This is a genomic window from Azospirillum sp. B506 (genome assembly GCF_000333595.1).
GTDB lineage: Bacteria > Pseudomonadota > Alphaproteobacteria > Azospirillales > Azospirillaceae > Azospirillum.
The window spans coordinates 20,605-27,068 of record NZ_BADK01000078.1 but is presented as its reverse complement, the minus strand read 5'-3'; the positions used below and the strand labels follow the sequence as shown (position 1 = coordinate 27,068).

The window sequence follows — 6,464 nt, the reverse complement described above, 5'->3', positions numbered from 1 at the left end:
CGGCCCTGGCGGTGATGCTGGTCACGGCGACCGCCTATCTGGTCATCGTCAACAAGCGGCTGAAACTGCTGCGCACCGGCCAGTCCGAGATCAACGCCCTGGTGTCGACCTTCTCCCGGTCGATCGACGACACCGACGCCTCGATGAAGCGCATGGTGGCGTCGGCGACGGAGATCGCCGCCCGCCTGTCCGACGAGCTGGACCGCGCCAAGGGCATGAAGGAGGACATGGCGCTGATCCTCGGGTCCTGCGAGCGGGCCACCGCCCGCATGGAGGAGTCGGTCCAGCATGCCCGCGCCCTGCTGCGCCGCCTGGATGAAGGGGCCATGCAGGCCATCCGCAACCGGACACGGCCGGACGCGGCCGACGGCGCCGGGACCGTGGCGAAGCCGCTGGATGCGGCACCGGCAGCGCCCTCTCCGCTGCTGTCGGCGCTGAAGATTGCGGAAGCGGACAAGGGCGAATTGGACAAGAGCGAGTTCCGGGCACTGGAAACGGCGCTGCGCGCGGTGGTCGGACAGACGGTGGCCGGACAGAAGGGCGAGGGGCAGCCGGCGGAGACCGCCGCACCCGCCCCGCCCGCCGGGTCCTCCTCCGGCCCGGCGAAGGCCGCCGCCAGCGCCTTCTATGCCCGGCTGCGCACGGTCGGGTCGGAGGTGTCGGCATGATCCCACGCATCCTGCCCATAACCCTGGTCGCCGTGCTGATGGTGCTGCCGCTGAAGCTCGGCGCCCTGGTCGACGGCTTCCCGGTCATCGCCCAGCAGTTCGACCGCGAGTTCGGCGGCCATGAACGGCCCTGGGCGACCGATCTGAAGGCCTCCGATCAGAAGGCGGCGGAAGCCGCGCCTGCCCCGGCGCCGGTGTCCTCCCCCGTGGCCGCCCCCGTGGCCGAGGTGCCGCTGCCGGTGGCTCTGGCGCCGCCGAACTGCACCGATCCGCTGCTGCGCGCCGCCATCGACGAACAGAAGGCCGACACGTCCGGCCGCCAGAACCGCCTGCGCGAGGCCGAAGCGGTGCTCGCCGCCACCGAAGCGCGGGTCGGGACGCAGATCCAGCGGCTGAACGGCGTGAAGCGCGAGGTCGAGGCGCTGATGACCCAGCGCTCCACCCTGGCGCAGGAGGATCTGAAGCGGATGGTGGCGATCTATGAGGCGATGAAGCCGCGCGACGCCGCCCGCATCCTGACGGACATGGAAACGGATATGGTCGTCGATGTGCTGGACCGCATTTCCGAGCGGCGTGCCGCCCCGATCCTGGCCGAGATGGCCGACGCCAAGGCGCGCGAAGTGACCCGGCTGATCCTGCAGCGCCGCGCCCTGCCCGGCGACCGCAAGGCCGCGCCGACCGTGGTCGGGGCTTCGGTGCCCGTCACCGGCATGCCCCGCCCCACCCTGACGAATTGAGCGCCATGACCAGCATGCCCGATGCCGTCGCGGCCCCGCCGCGCCCGGCTCCCGCCCAACGCGGCGGTTCGTCCGGCGACGACGCACGCGACGAGGATTTCGCCCGTCTGGTGGACGAGACCGCGGAGGAGCCAGACGACGCGACCCGCTCCGACCGGCTGCGCAAGCGCAAGGCGTCACGGCCCGACGACCCGGCGGCGGTGCAAAGCGCGATCACCCAGGCGGTCGTACAGTCCGGCAGCGGCACCGACGCGCCGCTGATGCCCTGGATGGTTGCCGCCGTTGCAGCAGTTCCGCAGACGATGCCCACATCGGTAACGGGAGCAACGGGCGGAGCAACGGCGGTAGTAGCCGCTCCCGAAACGGCGCCGGGTTCCGCGACTCCCAAAGCGGGACAGCCCGCCGCCATCGGCCAGCCCCCGGCCGGGCAGGCGGCGCAGATCGCACCGACGGCCGCTCCACAGCAGACCCCGGAACCAGCCGCAGCGGACGGATCGGCCAAGCAAAGCGGACCGGCGCAGCCGGTGTCCGCCGACGCGACGGCACAGGGCAGCACCGGGCAGGCGGCGGACGCGCCGGCGCCGCTCCAGACCGCGCAGGCCACCTTGCCGGCCACGGCAGACGCGACGCCGGTCGCGACGGCGGACGCCCCGCCCTCTCCGGACGGGCGCGAGAGCCGACGTGACGAGAGCAGCGATCCCCGCACCGCGGTCCGCGCCACGCGCGGCACCGGCCGTCAGGGGGCTGCTGCCGACAAGGCCGACCAACCCTCCGCTGCCGGCACGGCGCCGAAACCGGGCCAGCCTGCCGCCGAGGCTGCTTCCGCCCCTTCCGGCCGGTCCCCTGCCGCGCCCTTCACCGCTTCGCCGAGTGCCGGAGGCGCCGAGGGGGCGGCCACGGGATTCGAGGCGGTGCCGACGCTGCCCGCCCAGGCGGCAACGCATTATGCCGCCGCCGCAGCCTCCGGCCGGGCCGCCACCGCGCACAGCCCTGCGATGGCCCAGCTGGCGGCACCGCTGGTCCGCGTGGCCGAGTCCGGCGGCGGCGAATTCCACATCGACCTCGCTCCGGCGGAGCTTGGCCGCATCCGCGTCGTCGCCGACGTCAGCGACGGCAAGGTCTCGCTGACCGTCCAGGCCGAACAGGCCGACACGCTGGCCCTGCTGCGGCGCGACCTGACCCAGCTGGAACGGGCGCTCGGCGATGCCGGCCTGTCGCTCGACGGATCCAACCTCCAGTTCTCGCTCCAGGGCGACGGCCAGTCGCGCGGCTTCGGCGCTCCCGACGGGGGCGGCGGTTCCGGCGGCTGGCGTGTGCAGGCCGAGGCCATTCCCGAACCCGCCGCCGACCCCGTCGCCGACCGGCCGATGCGCCCGCTCGACGGGCTGGTCGACGTCACCGTCTGAACAGGAAAGACCGTCCCGCCATGACCACCACGCCCAGCACCGGCCTGATGACCGCCGCAAAGACCAACACGAACGCGGCGGCCACGGCAGACCAGGCGAAAACCGACCAGAGCAAGACCGACGAGCCGAAGAAGGCGACGGTCGATTACGAATCCTTCCTGAAGCTGCTGACCGCCCAGCTGCGCAACCAGGACCCGCTGGCGCCGATGGACGCCACCCAGTTCATGACCCAGCTGGCGCAGCTGTCGACGGTGGAGCAGTCGATGCGCTCCAACGACACGCTGGGCAAGGTGCTCGACACGCTGAAAAGCAGCGGCATGCGCATGGACATGGCCCTGCTCGGCCGCAAGGTGGAGGTGGCATCGGACCAGCTGTCGCTGACCGGCGGCAAGACGGAGGCCGCCTACACCGTCGACGGCACGCCGGCCTCCGTAAAGCTGGAGGTGCTGAACAGCGCCGGCAGCGTCCTCTACAGCACGCCCGGTTCGCTGAAGAGCGGCCGGCAGGTCTTCGACTGGAACGGCAAGACCGCCAGCGGCGGCACCGTGCCCGATGGCGTCTATACGCTGCGGGTGACGGCGAAGGACAAGGACGGCAAGGCGCTGAAGAGCGCGACCGTCGTCAGCGACACGGTGGCCGAGGTGCGCAGCGTCGACGGCGCCAGCAAGTTCGTGCTGAAGAACGGCGCCACGGTCGATTCGGGCGCAGTGCTGTCGGCGTCGTGAGGGGATGAGCCCTCTGCCCTTTGGGGATTCCCCCTCTCCCCCCCGGGGAGAGGGTCGGGGTGAGGGGGATGCACATGCCTGACTTTTGGAAAAATCTCGCGACGCGACCCCCTCACCCTAACCCTCTCCCCGGGGGGGAGAGGGGATCCTGAAAGGGAGGCTATCGGAGACTTACAGCCTGGTATTGTCCTGGCGCAGCAGGCGGTCGATCAGCACGGCACGAAGCGGCTGGGGCGCCTCCCGGCCGAAGGAGCCGTTGGCGCCGGCCAGCAGCGCCGTGGCGACCCCTTGCGGATCGACCGCCGGACCGTTGAAGCGGCCATGGCCGGCAAGGTCGAACAGCGCCTCCAGCATGGCGCTGCGCGCATGCGGCAGGCGGCGGCGGACCAGCAGGGCGTCGTCGGCGCTGGACGCCTCCAGCGTGATATGGGTCAGGATGAAGGCGATGGTCCGGCCACGCTCCAGCATCGGCACCACCAGCTGACCGGCCTCCACATAATAGGGACCGCCGGCAACCGTCTCGGCGGGGGCGGCGGGGGGTGCATCCGGCGCGGACTCGATGCGGCCGAAGCCGTAGCCGCCGGCAAAGGCGAGCGCCGCGGCCACGGCGAAGAGCAGGACGGCTTTCATGGCGCGGGTTCCCGAACAGGCCGGTTCATCAGAACGGCAGAATCACGTCCAGCACCTGCTGGCCGTAGCGCGGCTGCTGCACGTCGGTGATCTGGCCGCGGCCGCCATAGGTGATGCGCGCTTCGGCGATCTTGTCGTACTCGATGGTGTTGGCGTTGCTGATGTCTTCCGGACGGATGACCCCGGCGATGCGCATCTCGCGCAACTCGTAGTTCACCCGCACCTCCTGCCGGCCGGCGATGACGAAGTTGCTGTTGGGCAGCACCTGCGTCACCACCGCGGCAACGCGCATGGCGATGCGTTCGTTGCGCTGAATGGTGCCGTTGCCGCTCGATGTGCTGGTGCTGTCGAGATCGACCAGATTGGCCGGATCGACCGCGTCGGGCAGCACGGCGGGCAAGCGGCTTTCCAGCCCGAAGAAGTTCGGCAGGCCGGCCTTCTCGTTGTTGGTGCGCCCGCGCTGGGTGCTGTTGCGCAGCTGCGCCTGGTCGGAAATGTCGATGACGACGGTCAGCAGGTCGCCCACGGATTTGGCGCGGGGATCGCGGAAGAAGTCGCGCGATCCGGTGCGCCACAGCGAACTCGGGATCTGTTCGGCCATCGACGGCTGCGGCATCGGCAGCGAGATCACGCGGGCTTCCGGCTGCATCGCCGGGTTGGAGATCTCCGACAGGGTGGGAGCGCTGCCGATGTCGGCCAGCCGCGCGCAGCCGCCCGTCGCGAAGGACAGCAGCAGGATGGGGACGAGCGCGGTGCGCATGACGGAAGCTCCCTTCATGAAGTGGCTCAAGGCCGCCCCGCCTGTGGAAGGCGCGGGCCGCTCACCGAAACGGTCTCGGACCCGGTGACGGTGCCGGTGACGACGGTGCTGCTGGCGATGTTCATGACGCGGACGGTGTCGCCGACGCCGCCTTCCTGCAACGCCCGGCCGCGGGCGGCAAGCATCAGCGCGCCGTCCTCGTAAACCAGCGTCACCGGCCGGTTGCGCTGGACGACGATGGGGGCGCCGACCGATCCGACCTGGACCAGCCGTCCGGCGGACAGCTGACGGCGCGGCGACTGGCCGACCAGCGCGTCGGCCGAGGCGATGAAGCCGGCACCGGCGCGGTCGAGCGACAGGCGCATGGTGGTCAGGTCGGACGGCTCGATGACCTCGCCCGGCCGGATGCGGCGGACCGGCACCGGCATCGTCACCTCGACATCGGCCCGGCCGCTCAGCTCGACGGGATGGCCGTTGCTGAGGATGCGGGCGGTGAAGATGCCGGTGCGGGGATCGAGGCCGATGTCGCGCACGGCATCCACCGGCCCGTCGAAGGGACGGCCCAGCGTCAACGCCACCTGGGCGTCCGGCGGGACCGTGGGACCGAGGGAGGCCAGAAGCTCCTCCGCCAGCCGCGTCTCGACCGGACCGGCGCCAGAACCGGCGGCAGCCGGACAGGGAAGCGCCAGCATGGTCCCGAGCAGGAGAACGGACAATCGGCGGCGGAGGGGGAGCTGCACGGTCGTCACCGCATGTTGGTCATGGTGGAGGCCATCTGGTCGCCGGCCTCGATCACCTTGGCGTTCATCTCGTAGGCGCGCTGGGCCGAGATCAGCTCGGTGATCTCCTGCACGACATTGACGTTGGAGGATTCCAGGTACTTCTGGCGGATGGTGCCGAAGCCGGCCTGTCCCGCCAGCCCCTCCTGCGGTTCGCCCGACGCCGGGGTGGCGCGGAACAGGTTGTCGCCCAACGCCTCCAGACCGGACTCGTTGACGAAGACCGTCATCGCCAGCTGGCCCTGGTTGACCGGCTGGGCCTTGCCGTCGACATAGGCCAGCACCTCGCCGGAGCGGTTGATCACCACCTCGCGCGTGCCCTGCGGCACGGTGATGCCGGGGGCGACGGTAAAGCCGTCGGCGGTGACGATGGTGCCCTCCGGCGACAGCTTGAAGCTGCCGGCGCGGGTGTAGACGGTCTCGCCGCCGGGCTGGGTCACGTTGAAATAGCCGCGCCCCTCGATGGCGAGATCAAGCTCGTTGCCGGTGGAGGTCAGGTTGCCGGTGGTGTTGATGCGGTTGACCGAGGTCGGCCGCACGCCCAAGCCCACCTCGACGCCGGTCGGCACGATGGTGCCGCTGTCGGTCGACTGGCTGCCCTGGCGCTTTTCCGCCTGGTACATCAGGTCCTGGAATTCGGCCCGCGAGCGTTTGAAGGCGGTGGTGTTGATGTTGGCGATGTTGTTGGAGATGACCTCCACATTCATCTGCTGGGCCATCATGCCGGTGGACGCGATGCTGAGCACGCGCATGGACGGA

8 protein-coding genes are annotated in these 6,464 nt (G+C 70.7%); 4 read left to right on the top strand and 4 right to left on the bottom strand.

What is annotated here, in order from left to right:
* From I71_RS02580 to I71_RS02565, 4 genes are all read left to right on the top strand, one after another.
* On the top strand, nucleotides 1–668 hold a 668-nt coding region (locus tag I71_RS02580), incomplete at its 5' end, for a DUF6468 domain-containing protein (RefSeq protein ID WP_083896931.1).
* Nucleotides 665–1,405: a MotE family protein gene (locus tag I71_RS02575; protein WP_042689974.1), complete on the top strand. Its 741-nt coding sequence runs from the start codon at nucleotides 665–667 to the stop codon at nucleotides 1,403–1,405. The genes I71_RS02580 and I71_RS02575, both read left to right, overlap by 4 nt.
* A gap of 5 nt (nucleotides 1,406–1,410) precedes the next feature.
* Nucleotides 1,411–2,811, top strand: coding sequence for a flagellar hook-length control protein FliK (locus I71_RS02570; protein WP_042689971.1), 1,401 nt, complete (start codon nucleotides 1,411–1,413; stop codon nucleotides 2,809–2,811).
* A 20-nt stretch (nucleotides 2,812–2,831) separates the two neighbouring features.
* Nucleotides 2,832–3,536, top strand: a complete 705-nt coding sequence (locus tag I71_RS02565; RefSeq protein ID WP_042689969.1) for a flagellar hook assembly protein FlgD — start codon at nucleotides 2,832–2,834, stop codon at nucleotides 3,534–3,536.
* Between the two features lie 171 nt (nucleotides 3,537–3,707).
* On the opposite strand, the gene I71_RS02560 is transcribed toward I71_RS02565, so the two are convergent.
* The 4 genes from I71_RS02560 to flgG are packed head-to-tail and all read right to left on the bottom strand — an operon-like array spanning nucleotide 3,708 to nucleotide 6,457.
* Nucleotides 3,708–4,166 (bottom strand): hypothetical protein, encoded by a 459-nt coding sequence (locus I71_RS02560; protein WP_042689966.1) that lies wholly within the window; start codon nucleotides 4,164–4,166, stop codon nucleotides 3,708–3,710.
* A 28-nt stretch (nucleotides 4,167–4,194) separates the two neighbouring features.
* Nucleotides 4,195–4,926, bottom strand: coding sequence for a flagellar basal body L-ring protein FlgH (gene flgH / locus I71_RS02555; RefSeq protein WP_042689963.1), 732 nt, complete (start codon nucleotides 4,924–4,926; stop codon nucleotides 4,195–4,197).
* 26 nt (nucleotides 4,927–4,952) lie between these two features.
* The gene (gene flgA / locus I71_RS02550) at nucleotides 4,953–5,666 is read right to left on the bottom strand and encodes a flagellar basal body P-ring formation chaperone FlgA (protein ID WP_244433584.1); all 714 of its coding nucleotides are present in this window, start codon (nucleotides 5,664–5,666) and stop codon (nucleotides 4,953–4,955) included.
* Between the two features lie 5 nt (nucleotides 5,667–5,671).
* Nucleotides 5,672–6,457 (bottom strand): flagellar basal-body rod protein FlgG, encoded by a 786-nt coding sequence (gene flgG / locus I71_RS02545; RefSeq protein WP_042689957.1) that lies wholly within the window; start codon nucleotides 6,455–6,457, stop codon nucleotides 5,672–5,674.
* Between the last annotated feature and the right edge of the window lie 7 nt (nucleotides 6,458–6,464).